Genomic DNA, 25,077 nt, shown 5'->3' with positions numbered 1-25,077 from the left:
AAAACCGGGAGTCGCTGTAGGATTGCCTCCCGAATTTCATCAAGGCCTATATGAACACCCTCCTGGAGCCTCCCAGTTTTTTCTTGCACCCCGCATCCGTTTTGCGCTTAGTCGCCACCCTTGAATCTCCCACACGTTTCCCAAATTTATTGGGCACGGGCAATACGCCCGTTGCTTCGCATGCTTGTGCGCGTCATTCGTTGACCCCGATGTTTCGAGAGGCTGAATAACCGATATGGAATGGATTGCAGATCCCACGGCCTGGCTTGGCCTGTTGACTTTGATCGTGCTGGAGTTGGTACTCGGCATCGATAACCTGGTGTTTATTGCCATTCTTGCGGACAAGCTGCCACCTGAGCAGCGCGACCGTGCACGGGTTATCGGCCTGACGCTGGCCCTGTTGATGCGTTTGGGCCTGCTGGCCAGCATCTCGTGGATGGTCACGCTGACCGAGCCGTTGTTTGAAGTGTTTGAAAAGTCCTTCTCTGGTCGAGACTTGATCATGCTGTTTGGTGGCCTGTTTCTGTTGTTCAAAGCGACTATGGAGTTGCATGAACGATTGGAAGGCCACGTTGCCGAGCGCAAGTCGAATGCGGTGTACGCCATGTTCTGGCCGATCGTTGCGCAAATCGTCGTGCTGGACGCGGTGTTCTCCCTCGACGCCGTGATTACGGCAGTGGGCATGGTTGAGCACTTGTCGGTCATGATGATTGCCGTTGTAATCTCCATCGGCCTGATGATTATTGCCAGCAAGCCGTTGACCAAATTCGTCAACAGCCATCCGACCGTGATCATGCTCTGCCTGGGCTTTTTGATGATGATCGGTTTCAGCCTGACGGCGGAAGGCTTGGGCTTTCACATCCCTAAAGGCTATCTGTATGCGGCCATCGGTTTCTCGATCTTGATCGAGCTGTTTAACCAGATCGCCCGCTCGCGCCGCAAACGCAGCTTGCAAGGCCTGCGGCCGATGCGTGAGCGCACGGCCCATGCGGTAATGCGCCTGCTGGGCGGTCGCAAGCTGAACGAGGATGAAGTGGGTGAGGAAATTGCCGACATGCTCGAAGGCGGGGAGTCTGAAGAGGTCTTCCACCGACGTGAACGGATCATGATCAGCGGTGTGCTGCAATTGGCAGAACGCCCGATTCGCAAGGTGATGACCCCGCGTGCCGAGATTGATCATATTGATCTGACAGACTCTGAGGAACAGATACGCACCACGCTGATGCATTCTTCGTACTCGCGATTGCCTTTGATCAGGGAAGGGCGCATCGATGAACCACTGGGTTTTGTACACAAAAAAGAGCTGTTAAAGGAACTGCTGGCCGGTCACAAACCCGACCTTGAGGCGATGGCGCGCAAGGCAATCAACCTGCTGGACAGCTTTACTATCCTCAATGCCCTGGAGCAGATGCGCAAAGAGTCGACTCACATTGCGTTTGTGATCAACGAGTTTGGCGACTTTATCGGCATCCTGACCATGACCGACATTCTTGAGTCGATTGCCGGTGAACTGCCGGACGCCAGCGAAATTGCAGGCCCGAATATCGTGGCGCAAGGGGACGGGTATTTGGTCAGTGGCGCCTTGAACCTGAGCCAGATCAGTCGGCATACCGGCTTTACCGCCAAGCCGACGGATGATTATCAAACACTCGCCGGCATGGTCATGAGTTTGCTCGATCGGTTGCCGGTGGTTGGCGACAAACTGACGTGGGAAGGCTGGAGCCTGACCGTGGTTGAAGTCGAAGAACGCCGCGTGACGCGAGTGTTGTTGACGAAGGAAGGGGTGTAGCAGCTGCCGAGTTTTACGAGTCTGCGTCCGGTGGCGCAGCCGTCGTAAGCCTTCAGTTATATCCGGAGTTATGGATGTACGATTGCTTCGCAATCGAACGTAGCCTCGCGGAGCTCGGCAACTGCTACGAGGGAAACCCTTGGGAGCCGGACAATAAAAACCCGCCTGTTGAGGCGGGTTTTTTATTTACAGCAACTTACTGGTTGTCAGGCAATGCATAAGCAATCACGTAGTCACCACGATCAGGTGACTGGCGTGCACCACCGGCGGTGATCACCACGTATTGCTTGCCGGTTTTCGGCGAAACAAAGGTCATCGGGCCACCTTGGCTGCCGACGGGCAAGCGGGCCTTCCAGGCTTCTTCACCGTTGGCCGAGTTGAAGGCGCGCAGGTAGTAGTCCTGGGTGCCTGCAATAAATACCAGGCCGCCTTGAGTGGAGAGGGTGCCACCCAGGGTTGGCATGCCAATTGGTAGTGGCAACTTCATTTTGATGCCCATTGGGCCCGTGTCTTCAACGGTGCCCACGGGTACTTGCCAGGCAATTTTCCGGGTTTTCATGTCGATAGCGGTCAGCGTGCCGAAAGGCGGCGCCTGGCACGGAATGCCGGCCACGGACAGGAAGCGGTTTTTGTTTACAGCATACGGCGTACCTTTAAGCGGTACAGCGCCCATACCCGTGTTCAGCGCTTCGCCACCGGAAGAGGCCTTGGCGTCTTTTTTCTGCGGCACCATCTGGCTCCACAAGCCCAGACGCATGTCATTGACGAAGATGAAACCGTGCACCGGGTCAGTCGACAGGCTGCCCCAGTTCATACCACCTAGCGATCCTGGAAAGCTCAGCGAAACGTCAGTACCCGGCGCGGTGTAAAGGCCGTCGTAGCGCATTTTCTTGAAGGCGATACGGCACAGCATCTGGTCAAACGGCGTGGCGCCCCACATGTCCGACTCAGTCAGCGTTTGCGCGCCGATCTGCGGCATGCCCACCGATTTTGGCTGGGTTGGAGAGTAGGGTTCGTTCGGGATGTTCGAGGCCTTGACCGGCACTTCTTTCACTTCAGTCAGCGGCTGACCGGTGTGGCGATCCAGCACATAGATCTGCCCGGCCTTGGTGCCGATCACTACGGCAGGCACTTGAGAACCATCGGCCTTGGTGAAGTCGATAAGGCTTGGCTGCATCGGCAGGTCAAAGTCCCACAAGTCATTGTGGACGGTTTGATACACCCACTTTTCATCACCGGTGGTGGCGTTCAGTGCCAGTATCGAGGCGCCGTAGGTGTGATCCAGCGACGTACGCTCAACACCATAAATGTCGGTGGACGAGCTGCCCATCGGCAAGAAAACAGTGTTCATCAGCGGGTCATAAGACATCGGCGCCCAGCTGTTCGGTGTGCTGCGAACATAGGTTTTGCCGTCAGCCGGAGCTTGTTTGTCTTGCGGGTTGCCCGGGTCAAAAGCCCAGCGCATGGCGCCGGTGACCACATCGAAACCACGAATCACGCCGCCGGGCATGTCGGTCTGCACGTTGTCGGCAACACGACCGCCCACCACCACGGTCGTACCGGCCATCAACGGCGCAGACGAGAGCTGGTAATAAGAGTCGGGCACATCGCCCAAACCGGCTTTCAGGTCAACCTGGCCGTGAGTACCGAAGTCTTCGCAGAATTTGCCGGTATCGGCATCAACAGCAATCAGGCGGGCGTCGATGGTGTTGGTCAACAGACGACGCTGGCAAGCAGCACCCGGCGCCACATTGACGGTAGCGGCCGGGGTGCTGCCATCGGTAGGGGCAGCGATGGCAGCGGTCGCATCAAAGTAAGCCAGGCCACGGCAACGCTGCCAGACAGCCGATTTGGCGTTGATTTCGTTCTTCCACAGCTCTTTGCCGGTGTCCGCATCCAGCGCGATGATGTTGTTGTGCGGGGTGCAGATAAACACCTTGTCGCCCACTTGCAGCGGGGTCATTTGGTCTTCTGCGCCGTTGCCATCGCTGAACGCGATGTCGCCGGTGTGATAAGTCCAGGCCGGCACCAGCTTGGACACGTTGCTGCGGTTGATCTGATCCAGTGCAGCAAAGCGGCTGCCACCTTCGTCATTACCGTAGTGTTCCCAGTTTTTCTGCGCTTTGGCTGGATCAACCTTGGTCAGGCCGGGGCCGTTACCTGTAGGTGCAACCGACGCGTGGGGCTGAAACATTCCCCAGAAACCCACAACAATGGCCACTGCGAGGGCAGCGCTCAGCGCATAACCACCGTTACCCTGCAGACCATTGGCCTTGCGCAGCGTCGGGTAAGCCAACGCCACTACCAGGCTCAATACGGCCAGGGCAAACAGTCGTGAAACCAATGGCCAGAACACCAGACCGGCATCTACGACCGACCAGATAACCGATGCCACCATCACCGCTGCAAACAGCCAGGCACCGACCACACGGCGTTTAAACATCAGCACCGAAGCAACGAGCATCCCGATACCGGCGAGGACGAAGTACAGGCTGCCGCCGAGCGTGGCGAGATAACCGCCGCCCGCTATAAACAGCAAGGCGAAGACCAGCACGCCCAAGGCGGCGATCCAGATTGGCCAACGGCTGACAGTGGCCGCAGGTTGAGACTTATTCATGGCGCATGACCCTATAGATGCATGAAAGTGATAAGGAATTCAGGGTAACCAGCCCATAACACTAGCGCTGATTTCCGCGAAGGAAGCTCAGGCGGATGCCGCATCGTCTGGAACAGACAGATGCATACGGCTTATGAACTAAATGGTTAATTACCGACACAATATCAAAAAAATCGCGCCTGCGACAAATTGTCAGTCGTCATCAGCGAGAAACACTGTTGTGGAACGCGTAATAATCGAGGGGAGAAGGAGGGCGGTACAAAAGGAGAATGGCGGATTTGTTTGCTATTTGTGGGGCCCACGAACAGGCACGATGCCGCGTTCGTGGGGAGAAACCTGGTCCAAGGGCGAGGAAGATGAGATTGCCGTACGTTTTACCCATCGCGAGTGCGGGCACGACATTGGTTTGGGAACTGTGTGCCCAAACTGTGGCATACACGTTGAGCGTAAAGACCTGGAAGCAAAAATCAGCGAACAATTTGCCGCAGAACGCGAACAAAGGCGGGTGGTTTATAAAGCGAAGTAAAAGGTTAGAAGTTGGGGTTATTTAACTCTACTAAATGACTGTTTAGTTGAGTTATACCCAAAGAGTGCTTAGAGGAGGCGGCGGCTAAACATATGTGTGTGACTGGTCAGGGCACTGTTATTCATTTCTTGCTGGATTTTTGAGAAAACCCTATAGCCATAAAGACACAGCCCGGTATCCAGAAACCAGCGTTTCCAGTGCCTAATCCCACGGCTAACATCGAGATTCCTACTGCAAACACAATGCTTTCTCCATGTACGAGGGCTTGTAGCAAGGGGCCAAATCTAGCACAAAGATCAGCCTGGGTAGCACATCAGGTATTCGGCCTGGCCTGTTTGCTCGTCAATTTGCTCTTTGACCCGCTTAAAACCTTGCGACGTGTAGAAGCCGACACTGGGCGTGTTTTCCTTGTAAACAGAAAGGCTCAACTCCTTGCGAAGACACTTGGCATGATCGAGTAACTGTTTACCAAAGCCTTTACATCTATGCGCGGGATCAACAAACAAAGCAGCCAATTGGCTATCCAATCGACTCAATATTGGCTTGCCAAAAAGACGCGTCGATAAAATCATGCGCCTTGATGGATGCACTCAGCCAGATATCCAGCAGTCGATCCATGTCGCGTGGTTCAAATTTTCTGATCATTTTTAGTTCCAAGGGATTGGGACATGAAACGGTGGTGATTATGCATGCAAGGCGAGTGTTGAGAGGTTCGCATGTGGTGGGTGTGGATTGGTAGAGATGGATTGATCGGAAGATTTCAGGGGGTCGAGAGGATCGCCATTTCCTGGCTTGAAATTTGGCCTGCGCTGGGTCTGTTGGCGCAATGTCAATATTCGCATAATGTATATTATGTTAAATCAGGTGCTATGTCAGAGATGTTCATAAGACACGTAAGTCACTGATTCGACGAATTCGTATTTGACGTCTACTCTCTCAACGGGCCATGTCCATAGTGTTCATGACGATTCCTTGAATGAGGTGGCTGTCGATGAAACTGATTCAGTGCCGTTTCTCTTCAGGTCAACGACTACCGCTGCTTGTACAAGCTGGTGATGCGACGCCGTTGCCCATACTCATTCCGTTCATCTACGTCCAACTCAAACTCAGGCACCGCGCTTACAACACGGCTGCGGCGCACCTGCGCGCCATCCAGGCTTTCTACGCCTATGCCAAAAGCCGAGATATGGATATCGATGAGGCCATTTTGGCCTGCCACTTTGAGGCGATTCTGGCTTTGCTGGACGGTTACGCTATTTGGCTCCAAAGTGGCCGTCATGCCGATAATCTGATCGCCCGAATCGGCAAACCTGGCACTGTACTTTTTCAGCAGATCAGTTCACGAACACGTGACCAGTACCTGCGCCTGCTGAAGAAATACCTGTCTTGGTGCGTCACCCGTTACATCCCGCGCGCCCGTCAGAATTCAGCCACACAGGCAGACATCAACGTGGTATTTGCCGATGTTGCTGACGTCATTGAGCGGCGCTTTGAGAGCCATATCATCAATGCTCGTCCCGACCGCACTCGTTACCGCAGCCTGACAGATACGCAACTACAGATCGTTCGCACACTGATTCGCCCTGGCGCTGCGGAGAATCCGTTCCCGGAACGTTTGCAACTGCGTAACTGGCTGATGATTGAATTGCTCTTGGAGACCGGCATCCGTCGCGGAGAGCTTCTGAAGCTCTGCACCACGGATATCAATAAAGGTTCTCAGCACGCCTATGTCAGCATCAATGATCGCGAACATGATCCCCGCGACCCGCGCGTTGAAGAGCCTGCGCTCAAAACACATGGGCGGACCGTAGGCATCTCCGCACAGTTGTATGAGGTCTACGAGCGCTATATCCAGAGCGACCGGCGCCCTCTGCGTGATGGTAAACCGATGAAATTGCTGTATCGCTATTTGTTCATCTCGGATCGTGGCCGCCCGCTGTCGATCCGCGCGTTGTCTAACGTTCTTGATCGGCTGTTTCTGACCATTGAGCTGGCTCATCCAGGATTGTTGCCTACACTTTCTGCGCATGACTTTCGCCACACCTTTGCAGACCACTTTTTGGCTTACCTGGTCGAAAAGCGTGGGCATGACCTCGAGCGAGCCACGGACGAACTACGGCGAGTCTGCGGTTGGTCTGAGACCTCGACTATGCCACGTCGTTACGCAGGTCGTTATCTAGCCGAGTCGGCCAACCTCCACAATGCCCAGCGCACCTCGGCAGCCTGGAGCCGACTTGACAGTTAAGGAGATTCGCCGTGACCAAATCAGCCGCTCAAGAACACGCGTCACCGCCCTCCTCTTTGCCAGCTTACGTGTTCAGGGGGCCCGCTTACGTTACGATTCGGACTCGCACTAATGACCAGCCAAAGTATGTCGATACTCGATTGAACGTCTGGACGTGGTACGACGGCGGAACGGCAATGAATATTGATTGGTCTGGTCTAAAGTTGAGCTCGGAGTTTGTCGAAATAGCAAAGGCATTTATGGCCCATATGTTAGAGAAATACTCCCCTTCAACTGCATATAGGGCCGCTAGAATGCTCCATCGGGTTTCGGAAAGTGATATTTCCTTGAAATTCCCTTGGGCAGCCGAGGAAATTATTAGTGCATTCAACAGTTGGAACAGCTCAAGAGAGTACGTAGTCGTCTTTCGCACGCTTTATCGCTGGGTAATGGATAGAGGAATTGCCGGATTTAGTAACGATATTTATCTAAAGATCAAGGACTTCAAAACCGAACGCTCATCTCCCTACTCTCGAATTTTTCTCTCTCAGTCAGGCTTGGAGCTCGATGAGGAAATTCTATTGCTTAAACGCATTGAACGACAATCTTTGACTGACTCTTGGGAGGATGTCCAGTTTAATATCGTACTTCACTTAGGTTTCGAACTCGCACCTCGATCGATTCAATTTCATTCGCTAGACATTGCTGATTTTGAGTTTATTGAAAGCGCTGATCACGAGAAGTACTACACCCTATGGCTACCCATGGCCAAAAAAGTTGGCCAACGCAAACCTGAGCGGCGCCCCCGTAAAATAACCTCGCGCCTGGGGGTGAAAATCTCACGCCACATTTTAGAAATTCAACACCGTTTTGGTAGCGGCTGTGAACCATTATTTGTCAACCCTTGTGGAAGGCGTCTCTCGGTTAGCGAAATCGGTTCAGGTCTCAAACACGAGCTGGGTGAAGCTGGTATAGATAGGCCGAATCAGGTATCCATATTGTTGCGTCATCACCTCGGTCAAGGACTGGCGGATCAGGGTACTCCGGCAGACATGATTGCCGAACTGCTCGGACACAACAGCACGGTTGCGGCGCGTGCTTACGTAACGGCCACCCCAAACATTGCCCGGATCAAAGAGAAAGCTCTGGGTAAGAGCCCGGCCTATCAGCGCATCATGCGCAGCTTATTAACTGGGAAAATCGTCAAACGCCGCGATACGGCTCCTGAAGCAGCCGTCCGCGGCGTCATTGATACGCAGTACATAGGCGATATTGGTGCCTGCGCCCTGCCCGTCCATACCCACTGTCCCTACAACCCTATATACGCGTGCTACACCTGCAAGAAGTTCCAACCCTTTGCTGACGGCCGCCATGAGCAGGTAAAGGATGCGCTCCAGCGGGAGGCCCAACGGTTCATTGATATGGCAGAACAAGCCGGTGATCTCAGTCACAATCGGCCCCTCGCCCAGCATCAGACAACCATCCTGGCAGTAAGCACTACGATCGAACGCTGCCGGCAGCACACGGAGGGTGCCGCAGATGACGCTGTCTAGGGCAAGGCAGAGCCTCGAAGGCTTCATTAAACAGGAAAAAGTGATTTTTCAGTCTTTATCGATTCCAACCCCTTGGGAGTCAGCGCTATGGTCGGTCCAGCATTGGTTACCGCAGCGCTTAAAGCAGCAGACTATAACCTTTGAAACTCAACGACAATCACTTGAAAAGAATGGCTATTCTGTTCCTCCTAAAGCTGCCCTTCCCTTGGATTTCCAGGATTTTTGCAAGGCATTAATCGTATATCTACAACGCACCCGAAGCCTGAAGTTTTCGATGGTCGCCGCCTACAATATTGCGGTACGCCGGCTTTACAATCCGTTGTTTGAACGACGTGTATCCGACCCTACACAGTTGACGCGGGGCGATTTTGACCGTGTCGTAGAATTTCTCAGAGGGAGTGGCTACAAGAACCTTTACGACGCGATATCTCATCTTCAGGTAATTGCGGATACGATCGATAAACTACAATTAACCGACACCGCCATCCACTTTACACATGATGCAAAACCAGAAAAAAGCCGCCACGAGTTCATCTCATTGCACGATCCTGATCGTGCGGTAAAACAGCGTAAATCTGATGAGAGATTACCTTCTCGTGAGGCGATGGAGGCATATGCCATATGTTCGAACAACCCACTCAGTGACGGCGAAGAAATTTTGCTGCGAGTGATCGACTTATTGATAGCGACTGGGCAACGAGGTAACGAAGTAGCAGTAATACCTTATGATTGTTGGGTCGAAAGGCCGATCAAAGGGACGACAGGAGAAGTAGTTGTCGATGCCCATGGCAAGCCTCTCGTCGAATGCGGAATTAGGTACTTCGCGGAAAAGCAATTTCAATCCCGTGTTCATTGGCTGGCTGAAAGCGACATTCCTCTAGCCAGGCGCGCAGTAGAGCGATTAAAAACGCTAACCAATGAACAACGAGAAATTGCCGCCTGGCAAGAACTCCACCCAGGACGTATTTGGAGCTACCCCCCTCAGTCAGTGATCTCCGATGCAAAGGTCTTGGACTGGCTAGGTTTTAGCGAAGCAAGAAGCGCAAGCAGAAATCTATACCTTTTCCTCACACGCAACGGTGTCCATCCATTTGACGATGAACCGGATGAAAAGCAAGGAAGGTCGTTAAAGCGACGTTACGTCGCCGGGGAGATTGAGCGACTGATCGTCCCGAGGATCCGTGGGCACGCGGCATTGACAGAAAATGTCGGGGGACAAGTTCGTATCGTACTTAGAACCAGCGAAACGCTTGCGATCGCTTTCGACGGCCAATTTCGTTTCGGTGGACGTGAGGCGAATGTGTTTCGTGCGGTCCCGCGTCGGGTCACCCTCGGGGATATCAATCACGCATTAGGTGACGATGAAAAATATACGTCCATTTTTTCGCGTCGTTCATTAACCGAATCCGATGGCACTCCGATTAGGCTAACAAGCCACCAACCTAGACACTGGCGGAACACAATTTACCACTTGACCGGTATGAGCGATGTTCAGCAAGCATTGGCTCTGGGGCGAAAACGCCTCGACCAGAATGTTTATTACCAACACACGAGCATTGAAGAAAACACCGCTGCCCATCATGAGTTTCTGGCGTTCAATAGCTATCACGAGCGCCTCGACTTTCTACATACAGCCATAAGAGATAAGCGAATTCATGGCGCTTTGACCGATAGTTACCATGCTTTGCTATCAGATAAAGGTACAACAACTGCAGAAGCATTCCTCACCGTACACGCCACGGCGCTGCATGTGACCCCTTTCGGAGGTTGTATCCACGATTTCTCCCAGGCCCCCTGCCCTAAGCATCTTCAATGCTGGAATGGCTGCTCGCATCTACATCTGATGGGCACTCCATCGGAGCGGGTCAACCTTGAAAAACAAGCCAAGAATCTGACGAAGGCAATATCCATCATGCGCGACGCAGGCACCGGAGAGGCAGGCAGCGATGTATGGCTGGCGGACCAAGAGGACAAACTCAATAATCTAAAATCCGTCCTAGCACGCGATACCAGTGGAGGTGTGCAACGCGTGTTTCCAAATGGGCGTCCAATCACGGTTGCGGACTCGGACAAACGACACAGTTCGGTATCAGATGACTAGGGGCAACTATGGCGCGACGACAGACATTGAGGGGCAGCACTCTTGACGAAGCAATAGACACTCTCCTCGCCCAGATGATTAGCTCAGGAGTGGAGCTCGCTCCCATTTCCCGACCGGAGGTACAGCGCCGACTGGGCCTGACAAGCCGAGCTACGCTAGGAGGTGACCGTGGAGACAGAATTGAGGCCGCCCGTATTGTTCAAATGAGGGAAAGCGGGAGGGATCCGGATGGTGCCCGCCGGCGCAGAAGTCTCGAAGAGCGTATTGCAAGTCTTCAAGCGGAGAACGCTGCGTTGGCAAGACAGCGAGACAAGCTTTTCGAGGCTCTGTCAGTAATAGCACACAACTGCCTGATGAACGGTTTGGACGTAGAGTCAGTAATGGCACCGTTGAGAAACACCCAATAAATCAGATTAGTAGTCTTCGTATCGACTACAGATTACGGCATGGTATCCCGCCCACAGTGCTAGACAGGACTGCGTCAGCTCTGACGACTACACATTATGGTACACGTATCCTGACTACTTCGTCCCAGACGCAAAACGTTGACATGTGCGCCTACCGCTCGTAGAGTCTGGCTGGTAGCCCTTGAGGCACTTGAGCTTTATCTCCCCTTGAGGGATCTGCAAAGCCCGGTAACGACCGGGCTTTTGCCTTTCCGCTGTGTTGCACTGAACTCTCGTAAGACGTTCCCACGTATTCACCCTTTTATCGCTGTTGTGTTTTCAGCCAGACGCGGATTGCTCAGGGCTCTTCGTACTCGGTCTCAGTTTTAGGGCAACGAGGTATCTACAAAACGCAGGGCGATTCAAACTGATCATTCGAACAACCATCCAGACGGTGGCTTGCAACACGGCTAGGTAGGCGGCAACTCAGCTGGCAGATCCCTGGCTCGCTCGCGGTCAGCAACGCTCACTACGCAGCGCTCGATGAACTGGAGCTCTTGGGTGAGCTCAATGGCGCGCTTTTCCAGCGCCTTTAATCCGGCCTGATGTTCTTGCTGCACCTCTTCCGGAGCCCTGGCGAGTCCTACCAATTTCCTGCGGCCCTTCTCGATTTTTTCATTCACCTCTGCAAGGTACCTTTCTCCTGACTCTCTCTTTTTGTCCATGAAGAGCTGGCATTCCAGAAAGCGGATGGCATCGTAGATTTTCAGGACCTCACCACTTGTCTTGGAGTGCACAAAGTTCAGGCTTCCTTCATCAAAGGCGTGGTGCTCTTGGTTTTGGCCACCCCAGTTCACCAAGTCATTCTTGATGAAATTGAAATGCGAAAGGTCGTAGTCAATGAAGGGCTCCACCAGCTTGAAGGTGTGCTCCAGGCTCACCTGCAGGTACATACTCTTCTTTAGCTGCGATTTGTTGAAATTCGCGGTCACCTGAACGCCGTTTTCAATGCAGAATTCTAGCACCATGGACTCGAACCAGATCCGGCAATACAGCAATGCTTGCCGAACGTCGTAGACCGACAACGCCACGTGCACCTTTCTCTGAAAACCGCCTGCATGATCAATGACCACGATGCCTTTGTTCGTATAGCTGAGCACATGGCTTGCTTGCTGGTCGGATTGAGGATGGCGATCAGCGATGATGCAGAAGCGCTCCCAGAAGAGGCGATCGTGGGTCGTCACCACCATCTGGATCCGGCGCAGGTAGTCATCATTGAAAAACAAGTCGATGATATTGGATCGGTGATCCGTATCGATCGCGTTGACGACGTCATCAAAAACGATGAGCGGAAAATTGTTTTTCTCAGCCATCGCCAAGAGAATCGACAAGCCCAGCGCCCTCAGATGCCCTTCGCTGAGCACAGCAAACGCATCCAGCAGGGATCCGTCCACGTTGGTGATCTTGATCCGGTAGCTCTCCGTAAGCTTTTCAAAGGCCAGCGTCTCTATCTGCTCATGGTCATCGTCGTGGTTATTGATCGCTCGGTAGTAGTCGGCAGCCTTGGCTTCGATCCCTGTAATGCGCGCCTTTTCAAGCTCCAGCTTGTAGTCCAACAGGTCGCCGTAGAGCGTTCGGTATTCAGCCTCAAGATCCTTGAGCAACTGGTTGAAGTGGCTGTTATCCACCGAGTCATTGAGCAAAGCCGTTCTCTGCCCTATCAGCGCAAGCATCCTATCATTGGCGTCTGTGAACCCGGTTAGCGCCTGGGTTTTGAGGTCAAACTGTCGTTTCAGCGACTCATCGACCTGCTTGAGGTGTTCGATGAGCGCATCCAGACGAGCCGCTTGAACCACCGCCTGATCAACCTCCCGTTGCTTGCGCTCGCAGGCACGCAGATAGACCTCGATCTGAACTGCACTGTCAGCGCAGAGCGCGATGAAAGCATTGAGGACAGACCCCGCCACTGTCGAGCGGTCAGTCGCCGTATGGAACTCAATGAGCACCGCTTCCAATGCGTCCATCGCCAGTGGGCAGGGTACATCGGCATAGGCATTGGCCTTCACTGAACTGATCCCGGTCGCGATCCTTGAAGCCCAGAGGACAACTTGAGCATCATTTTTCTGTTTGGATTGCTTCAGAGCCTCCAGAGCCCCGAGCGCCTTGATCTGATCACGAGCCCTTTCAAAAGGGTTCACCGTGACTTGGTCAAGGGGCGTCAAACAGGCGGGACAGGTCTTCTCAGACGGCTGTTCGGTGGCTTCCAAAGCCTCCAAGGCTTCAAAAACAGCGCGATAGTTAACGTCACTGGCCCTTTTCAGAAACAGTGTCTCGATCTGCGTTTTGCGGCTGAGCAACCGCTTGGCGATGGCAGACGTACGCGCAACATGCTTGATGGGAATGACCACCGGTGCTTTGGCGGCTCGCAGTCGCTCGGCCCCACGGATGTGCATGTCTATCGTCTTGCGCAGCCGCTTTGCCTTTGTACGAATTTCGAAATCCTGATCGGCCCGCAGCCCCAAGAGCTGACAGGTTTGCGAAATCGCAGCGTACAGATCTGCCCTGTGCTTGCTCCGCACTTGGCCAAGCTCTGTTCGAGCGCGTTCAAGGTTCGTCAGGGCCTCGGCCTGGTCGGCACGCATGAATGCCTTGAGCGTAAAACTGTCAGGGCGCACGAATCGGGAAATGACGTCCTGAAGCTCTTCCAGGCCGAACAGGGTCGCCAAGACATCACTTTCGCCACTGCCAGTGTCCTTGGAGCCCAGGAGCGAAAACTCCTGAAGGCGATTGCGATCAATAAAGCAGCTTGACCAACTGATACTGGGCGCAATTTTGAGCTTATTCGCTCCCAGGAGAGCGAGCTGAGGCTTGGTTTCTCCTCGCGCAATGTACTGCTTGACCTTGGTCTTGCGCCTGGCGGCTTCCTTGATGTCCCCAGTGGTGCAAATTTCGATGGCTTCACAGAGCGATGATTTGCCGCCGCCATTGGGCGCGTAGAAAATGTTTTTCAGCTTACTGAATCGAATGAACGTGCCTTTGTCGTCAGCACCAAACTCGCCAAAGCCCCGGAAATTCCTGACGCGCAGGTAATCCAACGCCCCCAAGCCCGAGGGTGGTATCCGATCCAGTTCAGGCCTTTTATCGAGCACTTTCTTGAAGCGAGCAGCGACACGCTGGTAGTTGCGACCCAGCAATTGATCCGACGCCGTGGTGATGTGTGACTTGATGTGGTCGGAGTAGCGGCCCTTGCTTTGGTTGGCTTGGTACATACACCAAAGAAGCACCAGGTACGCATCAGTACGCCCCTCAAGGTTCTGCCTGGCAAAACTTAAAAGGTACTGACTCATTGCGCCTCCTCCCTGATACGCATCAGCGTAACCGGACTGGCATCAGGAAGCCATTACCGAGCGTTGTGAATGGGCCGCAGTTCGGAAAAACTTGGGCAGTCTCGTACAACATGGGGGATGCACCCAACCTGACTCGCAGCCCCAGTTACAGAGATATTGATCCCATAGTCTGATCCCAAACCCGGTTTGACGCCCGGTATACTCAGGACAAGTAGTGCTGCATCAAAACGCCGTTCAAGCCTCCAGCACCCATTTTTGATAATACCGAGGAAGCACCATGCCAGTTGACGGGCCTCTACCTGGGACGGGTGATCAGCACGACATCAATGCCGATGCAACACGTTGCCTGATGGCTCGACATCCCAAGAATTGGCGAGTGCAAAGCCTGGAAGGGACTGACGACTATGGCTATGACTTCCAAGTGCAGACCACGCCGAATCAACAAGCGACGGATATTTTCCGTATCCAGCTTAAGGGCACCCGCTCTCCGAACCTGACGGCGGATGGCGAATACATTTCGGTGTCTCTGAAAGCCACCACTGTACGCTATTACGCCAGAGCCGTAGAACCGGTACTTCTGGTGATCTGCGACCTATCGGTGAACGAAGATCCTGTCGACTGCCCCCTTTACTATGTTTGGCTCAGGGATGAGCTGAATCGCATCTCGGTCGACGATCTGTCCGCTGAACGCAAATCCGTCACCCTTCGTGCGTCCACAAAGAACGTACTAAAAATAGCTACGGATCTCTCGGAGGACATTCGCCACCAGAACGAACTGTCTCGCATGGGGCATATCCTGAGTGAGCGCGCAGAGCAAACACACCCAGGGATGCAAGCAGATGACCGCTTAACCCTGGTTCAGGGCGTGGTAAAAGGCGTGGCTGCACGAGGCTCCGCACTGATGAACGCCTTGGCAGGCCCAACGGAAGACTACTGGGTCAACCCAGCTCGCGGCACGCTTGCCTGGAACTTGACTCAGGCCAAGGCAGATCTACAGGTCACCGCGCTGGATCGAGCGAAGATCCAGCTCGATGAGGCAGAGCCAAAACTCGAAGGGTCGGCCACCCTTGAGCGCGCAGAATATTGGCGCTTACGTGGCAAGTGGCAGGTTCAAACGGGAGATAACAAAGCGGCAGTCTCTTCCTACCAGAACGCGTACGAGGTAACGCCGCTCCCCAAGTTCCGAGCAGCCCAGGTGGAAGCGGAGATCCGCATCCGATTCGAGAACGATAGCGACTCACTTGCAGAGCTACATGATTTACTGGAGGGTGAAGATCCAGCCATCATTGCCATTCGCTCCCGGCTGCATGCCGTGCAAGGGCATTACGAGTTGGCCGTTGAGCAGGCGAATTTGCTTGCGGAACCTCAACGGTCTTTCGCCAGAGCGTTTGCACATTGGCTGTCTGAAGAACCGGCAAATGCCCTGACGGACTGCGAGGCGGGCCTTGAAGCCTGTGACGCGTCCGATGACATTCGTGAACTGCTGCTGTTGCTTAGGGCTCGAGCCAAATTTTCCCTCGCAGTGGCCACCGCCACTACGCCGCGACGTGAATCTATCCCACCCGCAGGTCTTCCAGGTGTAGACCTTCAAAAGCTTGAGGAAGCTTGGGTTGCGATTAACGATGCTGTCCTGTCCATAAAGGCATCTGGCTGGGGCTCTAACATAGAGCAGCTCGTCGACATCTGGGGGGCCACAGCGTCGGCCCTTGGCAAGGCAGAGTCGATACTTGCAGACCTGAAGGATGCAGCGCAGAAGCGCCCGGAATTGCCCCATATCCATGAGGTCTTGCGGGGCATTGCGGGTCAATTGGCGGACTTCACCCTCGCATTGTCGACAAATGATCAGTTGCCCGACTCACCTGACAAGCAGCTCTGGGGCACGCTTCTGCTCTATGAAACCCGTAAATTTCGGGCGTGCTATCAAGGCTTTGGCGCATACGTCGGTGACGTGGATCGCAGCCACCCCCTGTTTGGGTCGGCTGTCACCGCAGCGTCTATTTCGGCGCACAAATCAGTTCAGACCGGCCTCGTGAACCAGTGGATGGGGATGCTCGAAGCAGATCCTGCTCTGGCCCCCGAAGCCGCCCTCGCACAATTTTATCTCCAGTTGGAGATGAGCAGGTTGGCCAAGGATGAGGCGTTGAGGACGCTGCAGGCCAGGTATGAAGAACTGGATCGGCCCGTCAGTATTGCACTCACCCTCATCCACGAGCTTGACCCTACCGACCCGCAGAGCGCGCAGGCGTGTGTTCGACTCTCCGAAAAGATCACTGAGCACTATGTCCTGTCGCCTGCGGTGGCTGCGCGGCTTGGGTTGGCCTTGGTGACCTTGAGAGATTGGCAAGGCATCGTAGAGCTGTGTCAAAGCAATCGAGTCCGCGTTGAGCCTGGTGATCGAATGGGAGCCTTCGAGGCATTGGCACTTGATCACCTGGGCGAAACGGAAAAGGCCCGCGATCGGTTGTTGAAAATTGTAGCCACAGGATCTGACGATCCACTGGCACTGAACACCTATGCGACGATTGCCACACGTTGCGGATACGTCGATGACGCCGTGGAGGCAGCGGAAAGAGCGCTCGAAACTGCGAGATCCAAAGGGGAACAATTGGAGTTCGTGAAATTACTGTTCTTTCTCATCCAGTTTTCCGACCCAACGAGCGACCGGCTACTGGAGCTAGCCCTACGAGCAGGCGAATTGGTAGATCAGAGTGTAGAGAGCCAGGAAGGCACCTACTTGATGATGCACCTGAGCGGCACTCTGGGGGGACGCAGTGACATCGACCTTGCCAGGGATAGAGAGCAGTTCCGAACACGCGCTGAAGCATTTTTCAGGAATTTCCCGAATTCCCGGATGCTCTGGAGAGGCGAAATTCGAGAGGGCGCCTCTGGCACGGAGTTGGTGGAAAGCCTGAAAGCACTGGCTGGAATGACGCCCGACAGAGAAGCGTTCCAGAAACGGATGGAGCGATCCCTACAGCAGGGATTAAACACCGTCCCTTTCTCGTGGCGCCCGCGACTGGTGCTGTCTTACATTTCCGATATTGTACACCTGTGGGAAGTTGCCAAGGTGTCCAGCCGGGATGATCGCCAGTATCACTTGGTGATGGTCAACGATACGGGGTGGCAACCGATCGGTGCCGATGCCCTGCGCAAGCGAGTGCCTTTGCTGGATTGGACAGCGCTGTTAGTCCTTAACGACTTGGGGCTGATCGACGCCGTCATCACTTTCTTCGGTCAAATTGCGGTTGCCAGGGCCACGATGGAGGAGCTTGCCGAGTTCACGAACCCCGTTTTTGGAAGCCCAAAGCGAAGCAAATGCTTGGAGCTACAGAACGCTTTGAAACCCCATCTAGCCTCGATCCTCCAGCCCTCCCCTCCAGAGGAGGCAAGCGAAGCATCGCCCGCCAGGGTCATTGGGCGCAGCAACAGTGAAATCGTGGAGATACTCGGCAAAGAGCCGGAACGGTACCGGCTCTATTCTGATGACGAGTCGCTGCGGATATTTTGTGCCGCAGGTTCCGAGGTCGATGGTTTCTGCACGCTTGATGTCCTGGCCGCACTGACAGAGGTTGGGCAGCTCTCCCCCATTGAAAAAGCCGGCAAAATTGCGCAGCTGTGTGAATGGAGGGTCAGGGTAATCGTGCAGCTGTCCGAGATTGTGCGGCTGCTTCCCCCGGCTGCCTTTACTGCACGAACCGTACGTCAAGCCGTAGAAATCCTTGACGCAGAACCCAGGTTCATCTCAGTAATCTCGGCGCTCTGGGATTACCGCGCGACCTTTGAGAAAGTGTTGGAGCATGCAGCATCGGTGCTACGTATTCTGGTGGATCAGGCTTTGCTTCCTGAGATTGGGCTAGCAGCGCTGATGCGACACTGGCATGTCAAAGCAGCCATGAAAAGTGATGCCCCTGATCAGGCCCTTGAGACCATTGTCATTTTGATCATCGCCGCCGCACTCAGGGGGCATTTGCCAAAGGCCAGCGCTAAAGGACTCTGGGCGGTTTACAGGCTGTTAGTCGAGTCTCATCATGGTGATCAAATGGACGAGCGTCTTGAGAGGGTTGCTATCCGGTTGCTGGGTTCGAAATGTGCTCAGTTGGAATCCGTAGCGGCTAGCGAAGGGTTGCGAATCTATACCAAGCTCAATGAGAGCCTAACGAGGGGCACGATTGACCAATCCGAGTTCGCCAACGCCTACACCACAGCACGAATAGCGGCGCAAAGGCCCAAATTCGGACGATGAGTGCGGCGCCGCAAGCGCTGGACTGTGCGCGGCTTCGGCGTGGTCGAGCCTGAGGGCACCGTTTCTCTACAAAGACTCGTCCGGAAGCTGCTCTGACGATGTGGGCCTGGGACAAGATCCCAGTAGAGGTTTGCGAACTGCAGCCCTGGAATTGCGTCGTGTCTATTTGAAACCAGGGGCGATTCAAACACCTATACTAATTACAACGAACGGGCCGCGCTCAAGCGAGCCATTGTGAGTTGCTCGGGTCCCGGCACCTCAGTCCCCGTGCCTGCTGAAGCAAGCAGAAGCTAGGAGATGCTGAAAGAAATTTTTACCTGCATCGCTTGTTTAAAGCCCATAGCCCATTAGGATTGGTAAGAAATATCCAAGGACGGTAGAAATGGCTGGATTTTTTGTGGAGCAAGCGGGGTCACTCAAGCTTCTTCAGCAGACTGACGCACCTAACAGCGGCTTTAGGCCGGGCCAACTTGGCGCAATGTATGCGACATTGGCCCACTTCTCGTTGCAAGACGACCCCGCGATCATCTGCCTGCCCACTGGTTATGGAAAGACATCATTGATGATGTCGCTACCGCTTCTACTTGGAGCAACTCGGATACTCATCGTCGAGCCATCAAGTGCTCTGCGCAAACAGGTGCACTCACATTTTTCCACCCTTTCAACACTCAGGCGCATCGGTGCGCTACCTGAAGACGGGCCGCTACCTTCCGTTCACTTGCATTCGGGGCGGCCAATAACGCCTGAGGCTTGGGAACAATTGCGGGTGTTCGACGTCGTGATCTCAACCCCCGGCAGCTCTTCGCCGATAATTGCCCCAAGGGCTGCGGCCGACCTTTTTGATGTAGTGATTTTCGATGAGGCACACCATGCGCCGGCGGACTCCTGGGCAGCGTACCTGGACCACTACTCGGCAGCTCGATTTATATTCTTGACAGCAACCCCCTTCAGGCGCGATGACCGCGTTATCCCGGGCAAGTTGGTCTACCGATATCCTGTTATGAGAGCCGTGTCTGAAGGTGCGTTCGATCCTATCGTCTTCCGGGCGGCACCCATAGATAACGAGCTTGATGATGAGCATGTTGATCGGGCGATTGCCCGAACTGCGGTGGCACAGCTCGAAGACGATGTCGCTAACGGTTTTGATCACAGGCTTTTCGTACGCGCCTCGACCATCTCTTCCGCGCAAGCGCTCGTCCCGATCTATGAGCAACTGGGCGTTTCCGTCGCCGCCATCAGCAGCCGACTTACCAAACGACAACAGGACTTAATCGAGGCGAGGCTCGTTTCTGGTGAGTTGAAGGCCATCATCTGCGTAGACATGTTTGGTGAAGGCTATGACTTCCCAAAGCTCAAGGTCGCGGCGTTACATGCACCGCACAAGTCACTGGTACCCACAATCCAGTTCATCGGCAGGTTCGCCAGGATCGATGGCACCACGGGACGCCCAACCCTCATTGCACCGGCATTCAGAGTGCGTGAGGCGACAGCGACTCTGCTCCGGGAAGGCGTTGATCTGGCTCAGATGATTGATGATGCCGCGCTTGCTCAGATTCAGGGCGCAGTTGAGGCCCAAGAATTCATCCAAAGCTTGCCGGTGCGTCGGATGACTGAGTCTGACTATGAGTCCGTATCTGCGCTGTCCTTCAATTTGTACGCGCACGTCCGCGGGTTTCACTGCAGTCGCAGGCCGGATTTCGATTTGCTGGGAGAAAAGGTTGGTCGAATGCTTCGCATTGTGAAGCAGTGGGGAACGCCAGATGGCAATTTGTCTCTCGTACTGACAGCAGATGAAGCACCTCCGAACTGGTCGACCTCAAACACGCTTACTGATATTCGGCACGAGGCCTTCCTGCTGATGTATTTTCCGGAATCGAGCTACTGCTTCATCGGCTCAACTCTCAGGACAGAGAAGCTGTACCTGACCATCATGGATATCGTTTGCCGTGCCGGCAGCCGAGGGTTGAGCTATGAAGAAACGAGCCGAGCGAGGGCCGGACTGGAGGGGATGAGGTTTTTTGCTGTTGGCTTGCAGAACACGACCTTCAATTCGCAAGTCGAGACTTATCGAACCCTAACTGGCCCTCAAGCCGAGCGCGCGGTCACTGCCGGTGACAGCCGCGCTTACGCTCAGGGTCACTACTTCGGGAGTGGCATGAACGGCCAGGTGCGTGAAACCATCGGAGCCAGTAGCAGCTCTAGAATCTGGAGCAATCAGCGCCTATCCGTTCCTGACTTCTTTGCCTGGGTGCAGACGCTTCATGCGCGCATCGTAGGAGATGCTGCGTTTAGCCAAACCCACCTCGACTTGGTCAGAACCACTACGACTCTTCGGGAGCTACCAGAAGCGGTGATGGCAGCCAACTGGTCACGGCAAGGCCTCACTCGCAATCCTCGTATTCACTTCAGGGCTACGCAGGAACAAGAGTTACAAACCTCCAGGCTTGTGGAGTGGGATATCCAGGACTTTGAGTGCGATCCACAAGCCGGGCACTTGGATTTTTCGATCGTTCATGCTGAGGGGCAGATCCGTATGCGCCTGAGTCTTGAGGGTGGCCAACTGATTCGCTGCCTGGAACCAAATGCCACAATGACGATCGAGTCTAGCCAAGATGGCTGGATGCCATTGGCCGACTGGCTTAGTGAGTGCCCTCCTATTTTCTATGCAACAGATAAGTCTTCATTTGAAGGGCTAAACAAAATCGCTGCCCCTCTTCTCAGATCCCTCGCACTTGCTCCAGGTGATGCGGAGTCAATCGATTGGACAGGCTGCGCGATCGAGGTAGAGTTCCTGCCGAACAATCAGGAGCCTCGCACACTGGAGCGACGTGCAGAACTCGATGGCCAAGCAACTGTGCAGGAGCATTTGGAACAACACCTTCTGACGCTTCCAGATCTCCGGTGTTTGTATTACGACCATCGCTCAGGCGAGGCCGCCGACTACATCTGCGTCACTGTCAATGCAGCCCAGGAAGTGAACGTCACCCTCTATCACTGTAAAGGTGCAGGAGGGCCAGCCAATGGAGGGCGAGTTGGTGATGTGTATGAGGTTGCGGGACAGCTGGTAAAGTCAGCTTACTTCTGCAACGTCGCTACCTTGCTGCATCATATGGAGGATCGCATGCATCGCAGACACACATCTCCTTCGTACTTTGTCAGCGGGGACAGGGATGAAACCTACGAGTTGCTGCGGTTAACACCTGCAACAGCTCTTACCTTCACGGTGGTAGGCGTTCAACCTGGTATTCGGCGCACCATAGTTGATGAGCGCATGAGCGATTTGATGGCGTTCTGCATAGGCTACGCACGTCAGGGCTCGGCAAAAGCTTACTGGCTAGTGAGTGAGTAACTGTCGAGGTTTCACACCGCCAAGCTTGAGGGTGAACTAAAATTCTACTTGGCACTACCACAGATCGGCGCACAGCCATTGCATTTCAATGGCCAGCGGTTACCAGGAGGCCTCGATAATTCGCCAAATGCAATCAATGGATCGCTGCCCTCCCCGATTCATCGCTGGTTGCTCGACGCATTTATCCAGTAACCCAGCATCTGATGTCAATCCGATCGTAAATGGCCCAGCATGGTCGAGCCCATCCAATTGGTTACACGCTCAAGGACATATGAGCAACGCCCATGAGCGTGCAGTCAGATAGATGAATGGTTCGCTGCGTTGATTGATGACGATGACTTTTGTGAGCCTACCCTCACTCAGATTCAGGGTGTGCGTTCGAGCATGCTGCTCAAGCTTGGCCAGGGTCAGAGGCGTACCATTGACCCGAATCTGGGGTCCGGGGTCATGGATGAACTATGCTGCAAGCACCGTGACGATCTCCTACACATCAGGCATCTTGCGGGTACCTGATTGATTTACTCAGCTGAATCAGCGACAAGCACGCGGACGTGCTCAGCTTCCCGTGCTTCTTCAATCTGGTCGGCCTGCGCGTCCGGAACCTATCATCTCAACGCACGTGCTCGCTCATGCAGGGCATCTCGGGCTTAGATAAAGGGTGTAAGCTAATTGACAGTCATCGGCCAGAACTGGCGAGCCCCGACGCTTCTTGGTAGCATCCTGCCATCAGAGGATGAAAATGATTACGGATGATTTTTTAAGTGGACTTCAACACGCTATTCAGATTACTGCTGACCTTCAACGCGACGTCCTTACTGGTGATTGTGTATCTGGTTCAGCGCGAAATCACGTTTGGTGGGTTTATCGCAGATCCGAGCTTGCCCGGGTTGAAAACTGCCATTAGTGGGCTCTCCTATGCCCTGTATCTTGCCGTTCCTATCGTACTGACAGGCCTCAGCTTAAAACTAAGCAGACGACTGGGAAGTGACACCTTTCAACTTGGGCAGGTTGTGAGCATTGAGCATGCGAACAATAGCTTTTTGCCAAGCTATTTGGGTTATTTCTTCGTGGCGCTCAGCATCAATAGCTTCCAAACTCTAGTGTTTGTGTATTTGATACTATTTATCTTCACATACCGATCACAAGCGCTGTATTTCAATCCTCTATTCTTACTATACGGATATGAGTTTTACAACGTGAGCACCTCGTCTCATGTCACGCTTTTCTTGATTAGCAAGGAAAGCTTTCGGACTCCTAAGGAGGTCGTGATTGACAAGGTGTACCGCATTAATGACTACACTCTAATCGATAGAGGCTGAAAATGGACTTTGTCCTCGCTAAAATCAAACGTCTCCAAAAAAATGCCATCGTAAAGGTTCTTTCGGACAGTAAACTTTATGCAGAAGTTGTTATTGACGCGGCAGCCTGCGTACCTTATGAGCCTGATCATAATCTGGATGAAGACTCCTGGTTTGTGATTCCTGGTTTTTCAGGGCAACCGTTCTGCATCGATTTTCTGAAAGAGCCGTTCGACAGCAAAAATCATGTCGAACTCAAGAAAAAACAGTTTGATAAGATCACATGGCTGTGTAGTGCCCAGAATGACTCCTTCTACTTTCAAAAAGTGACACCGTCCCTGCTAGTGTCCCGAAAAAGCATCACTTTCGGAGAGGTCGCGGAGCTAGACAACGGGCAGTTGCGACTTGTGATTAACACAACGCCGGACGCTATTTACCTGCCCAAAACAGATTCGCTGGTTTTCAAGAGTCTGGCCACGATCTCCAGCATTTTTAAAGGGATCGGCCAGCTGTTCAAAGAATCAACTCATGAGGAAGTGGAAAAATTCCTTGATGAGCCCTTTATTGGGCTTTCAAACAATTTTGAGGCGGCACGTGTGTCTACACCGAACAGGAAGCGCATTGGATTGGCGATGGCGACCCTTGCAGCGCTTCCGTCTGGCCAGCGAGCTGCGATGGTCAGCTACATCGACGATTACTGCGCCGGCCACCTTGATTTCGACAAAGCCAAAGGCGTCTTCGATATTGGCAGCGATCACCAGTTAAAGCTGCTGATCTATGGCATCGAGCAACGCTTTTACACAACGCTTTTCGGAAATGAGAGGCGCCTGGCAAACTCTGTTCAAGTCATGTAGATGATCCACCCTAAGTCGTGTCCAATCAGCCCGGGATAGACCACCTCGGAGTGATCAACAAAACAGGCGAGGAAACGCCACTGAACGCTTTTCAGTGGGCTTCGAGGCCTGTTATTTATACAGAAAAATCCATCTAGGAGTCGCATGGATACAGCTAGGCTCTGTACGTAAACCCAAGAAATACGATTTTCTGTAAAATACACCGCCATTAAAGCCAGGAGGCCAAGATGGCAAAGCGGTATGAACTCCCCGACGCAGCCTGGGATCTGGTTGCAGATATCTTCACCAAAAATCAGCGCACCGGGCGCCCTCGGGCCGATGATCGCCTGATGCTAAACGGTATTCTCTGGGTGCTTTGCTCTGGCGCAGCCTGGCGAGACATGCCCGAACGATTCGGCCCTTGGTCAACGATCTATCAACGGTTCCGGGGATGGCGTGATTGCGGAGCTTTTGATCAGATGCTCAAGCGTCTTCATATCCGATTGAATGAGCAGGGTTTGATTGACTTGGAAACATGGATGATCGACTCCACTGCCGTACGAGCAACCCGGGCCTCATCAGGTGCCGGGAAAAAAGGGGATTTGAAGAACCGCAAGACCACGCGCTCGGGCGCAGCCGGGGTGGCCTGACGACCAAGATTCACATGCTGTGCGACGCCAATGGTGTGCCTCTGCGTTTCCTGTTGTCAGGCGGACAAGCCAGCGATATAGCCTATGCCCAACCGCTACTCGATCAGGCTTGCATACCCAGCCTGCGCGGTCGCCCACGCAAGCGTTGCCGCTGGTTGCTG

11 protein-coding genes and 2 pseudogenes are annotated in these 25,077 nt (G+C 53.8%); 10 read left to right on the top strand and 3 right to left on the bottom strand.

The window, feature by feature from the left end:
- Positions 1-235: 235 nt before the first annotated feature.
- Positions 236-1,789, top strand: a complete 1,554-nt coding sequence (locus tag GHO32_RS11645) for a TerC family protein (protein ID WP_153332410.1) — start codon at positions 236-238, stop codon at positions 1,787-1,789.
- A gap of 196 nt (positions 1,790-1,985) precedes the next feature.
- On the opposite strand, the gene GHO32_RS11640 is transcribed toward GHO32_RS11645, so the two are convergent.
- A complete protein-coding gene (locus tag GHO32_RS11640) occupies positions 1,986-4,406 on the bottom strand; it encodes a glucose/quinate/shikimate family membrane-bound PQQ-dependent dehydrogenase (protein WP_123749145.1) in 2,421 nt (806 codons plus the stop codon).
- Positions 4,407-4,719: 313 nt separating this feature from the next.
- On the opposite strand from GHO32_RS11640, the gene GHO32_RS11635 reads away from it, so the two are divergent.
- Positions 4,720-4,932 (top strand): hypothetical protein, encoded by a 213-nt coding sequence (locus GHO32_RS11635; protein ID WP_153332412.1) that lies wholly within the window; start codon positions 4,720-4,722, stop codon positions 4,930-4,932.
- A 296-nt stretch (positions 4,933-5,228) separates the two neighbouring features.
- Here GHO32_RS11635 and GHO32_RS11630 read toward each other — a convergent pair.
- Positions 5,229-5,577, bottom strand: a pseudogene (locus tag GHO32_RS11630) (GNAT family N-acetyltransferase).
- 346 nt (positions 5,578-5,923) lie between these two features.
- Between GHO32_RS11630 and GHO32_RS11625 the strand changes: the two are divergent.
- The 3 genes from GHO32_RS11625 to GHO32_RS11615 are packed head-to-tail and all read left to right on the top strand — an operon-like array spanning position 5,924 to position 10,810.
- Positions 5,924-7,177: a site-specific integrase gene (locus tag GHO32_RS11625; protein ID WP_048377217.1), complete on the top strand. Its 1,254-nt coding sequence runs from the start codon at positions 5,924-5,926 to the stop codon at positions 7,175-7,177.
- A gap of 11 nt (positions 7,178-7,188) precedes the next feature.
- Entirely contained in the window at positions 7,189-8,709 is a 1,521-nt protein-coding gene (locus tag GHO32_RS11620; protein WP_048377216.1) for a site-specific recombinase, read from the top strand.
- Positions 8,696-10,810, top strand: coding sequence for a hypothetical protein (locus GHO32_RS11615; RefSeq protein ID WP_153442835.1), 2,115 nt, complete (start codon positions 8,696-8,698; stop codon positions 10,808-10,810). Before GHO32_RS11620 ends, GHO32_RS11615 begins: the two co-directional genes overlap by 14 nt.
- An 856-nt stretch (positions 10,811-11,666) precedes the next feature.
- Here the strand turns inward: GHO32_RS11615 and GHO32_RS11610 are convergent.
- Positions 11,667-14,543, bottom strand: coding sequence for an AAA family ATPase (locus GHO32_RS11610; protein ID WP_048377213.1), 2,877 nt, complete (start codon positions 14,541-14,543; stop codon positions 11,667-11,669).
- Positions 14,544-14,820: 277 nt separating this feature from the next.
- Between GHO32_RS11610 and GHO32_RS11605 the strand changes: the two genes are divergently transcribed.
- From GHO32_RS11605 to GHO32_RS11585, 5 genes and pseudogenes are all read left to right on the top strand, one after another.
- Positions 14,821-18,786, top strand: a complete 3,966-nt coding sequence (locus GHO32_RS11605; protein WP_048377212.1) for a DUF4365 domain-containing protein — start codon at positions 14,821-14,823, stop codon at positions 18,784-18,786.
- 382 nt (positions 18,787-19,168) lie between these two features.
- Complete coding sequence (locus GHO32_RS11600) at positions 19,169-22,135, top strand: DEAD/DEAH box helicase (protein WP_048377211.1); 2,967 nt, start codon at positions 19,169-19,171, stop codon at positions 22,133-22,135.
- A gap of 761 nt (positions 22,136-22,896) precedes the next feature.
- Entirely contained in the window at positions 22,897-23,454 is a 558-nt protein-coding gene (locus GHO32_RS11595; RefSeq protein WP_048377209.1) for a hypothetical protein, read from the top strand.
- A 2-nt stretch (positions 23,455-23,456) separates the two neighbouring features.
- Positions 23,457-24,287 carry a hypothetical protein gene (locus GHO32_RS11590; RefSeq protein WP_048377208.1) on the top strand — a complete coding sequence of 277 codons (831 nt, stop codon included), beginning with the start codon at positions 23,457-23,459 and terminating at the stop codon, positions 24,285-24,287.
- A gap of 227 nt (positions 24,288-24,514) precedes the next feature.
- Positions 24,515-25,077: pseudogene (locus GHO32_RS11585) on the top strand (IS5 family transposase); the annotation flags it as partial.

Origin of the sequence: Pseudomonas sp. FSL R10-2189 (genome assembly GCF_009600325.1) — a bacterium.
Taxonomy (GTDB): Bacteria; Pseudomonadota; Gammaproteobacteria; order Pseudomonadales; family Pseudomonadaceae; genus Aquipseudomonas; species Aquipseudomonas helleri.
Note: the sequence above shows the minus strand (reverse complement) of the source record. Positions and strands in the feature narration are given on the sequence as shown.

Excerpts from the sequence above, each read along its gene's own strand:
- GHO32_RS11600 (WP_048377211.1), top strand. The coding sequence starts at position 19,169 with ATGGCTGGATTTTTTGTGGAGCAAGCGGGGTCACTCAAGCTTCTTCAG.
- GHO32_RS11645 (WP_153332410.1), top strand. The coding sequence starts at position 236 with ATGGAATGGATTGCAGATCCCACGGCCTGGCTTGGCCTGTTGACTTTG.
- GHO32_RS11615 (WP_153442835.1), top strand. The coding sequence starts at position 8,696 with ATGACGCTGTCTAGGGCAAGGCAGAGCCTCGAAGGCTTCATTAAACAG.
- GHO32_RS11605 (WP_048377212.1), top strand. The coding sequence starts at position 14,821 with ATGCCAGTTGACGGGCCTCTACCTGGGACGGGTGATCAGCACGACATC.
- GHO32_RS11635 (WP_153332412.1), top strand. The coding sequence starts at position 4,720 with ATGCCGCGTTCGTGGGGAGAAACCTGGTCCAAGGGCGAGGAAGATGAG.
- GHO32_RS11640 (WP_123749145.1), bottom strand. The coding sequence starts at position 4,406 with ATGAATAAGTCTCAACCTGCGGCCACTGTCAGCCGTTGGCCAATCTGG.
- GHO32_RS11590 (WP_048377208.1), top strand. The coding sequence starts at position 23,457 with ATGGACTTTGTCCTCGCTAAAATCAAACGTCTCCAAAAAAATGCCATC.
- GHO32_RS11625 (WP_048377217.1), top strand. The coding sequence starts at position 5,924 with ATGAAACTGATTCAGTGCCGTTTCTCTTCAGGTCAACGACTACCGCTG.
- GHO32_RS11610 (WP_048377213.1), bottom strand. The coding sequence starts at position 14,543 with ATGAGTCAGTACCTTTTAAGTTTTGCCAGGCAGAACCTTGAGGGGCGT.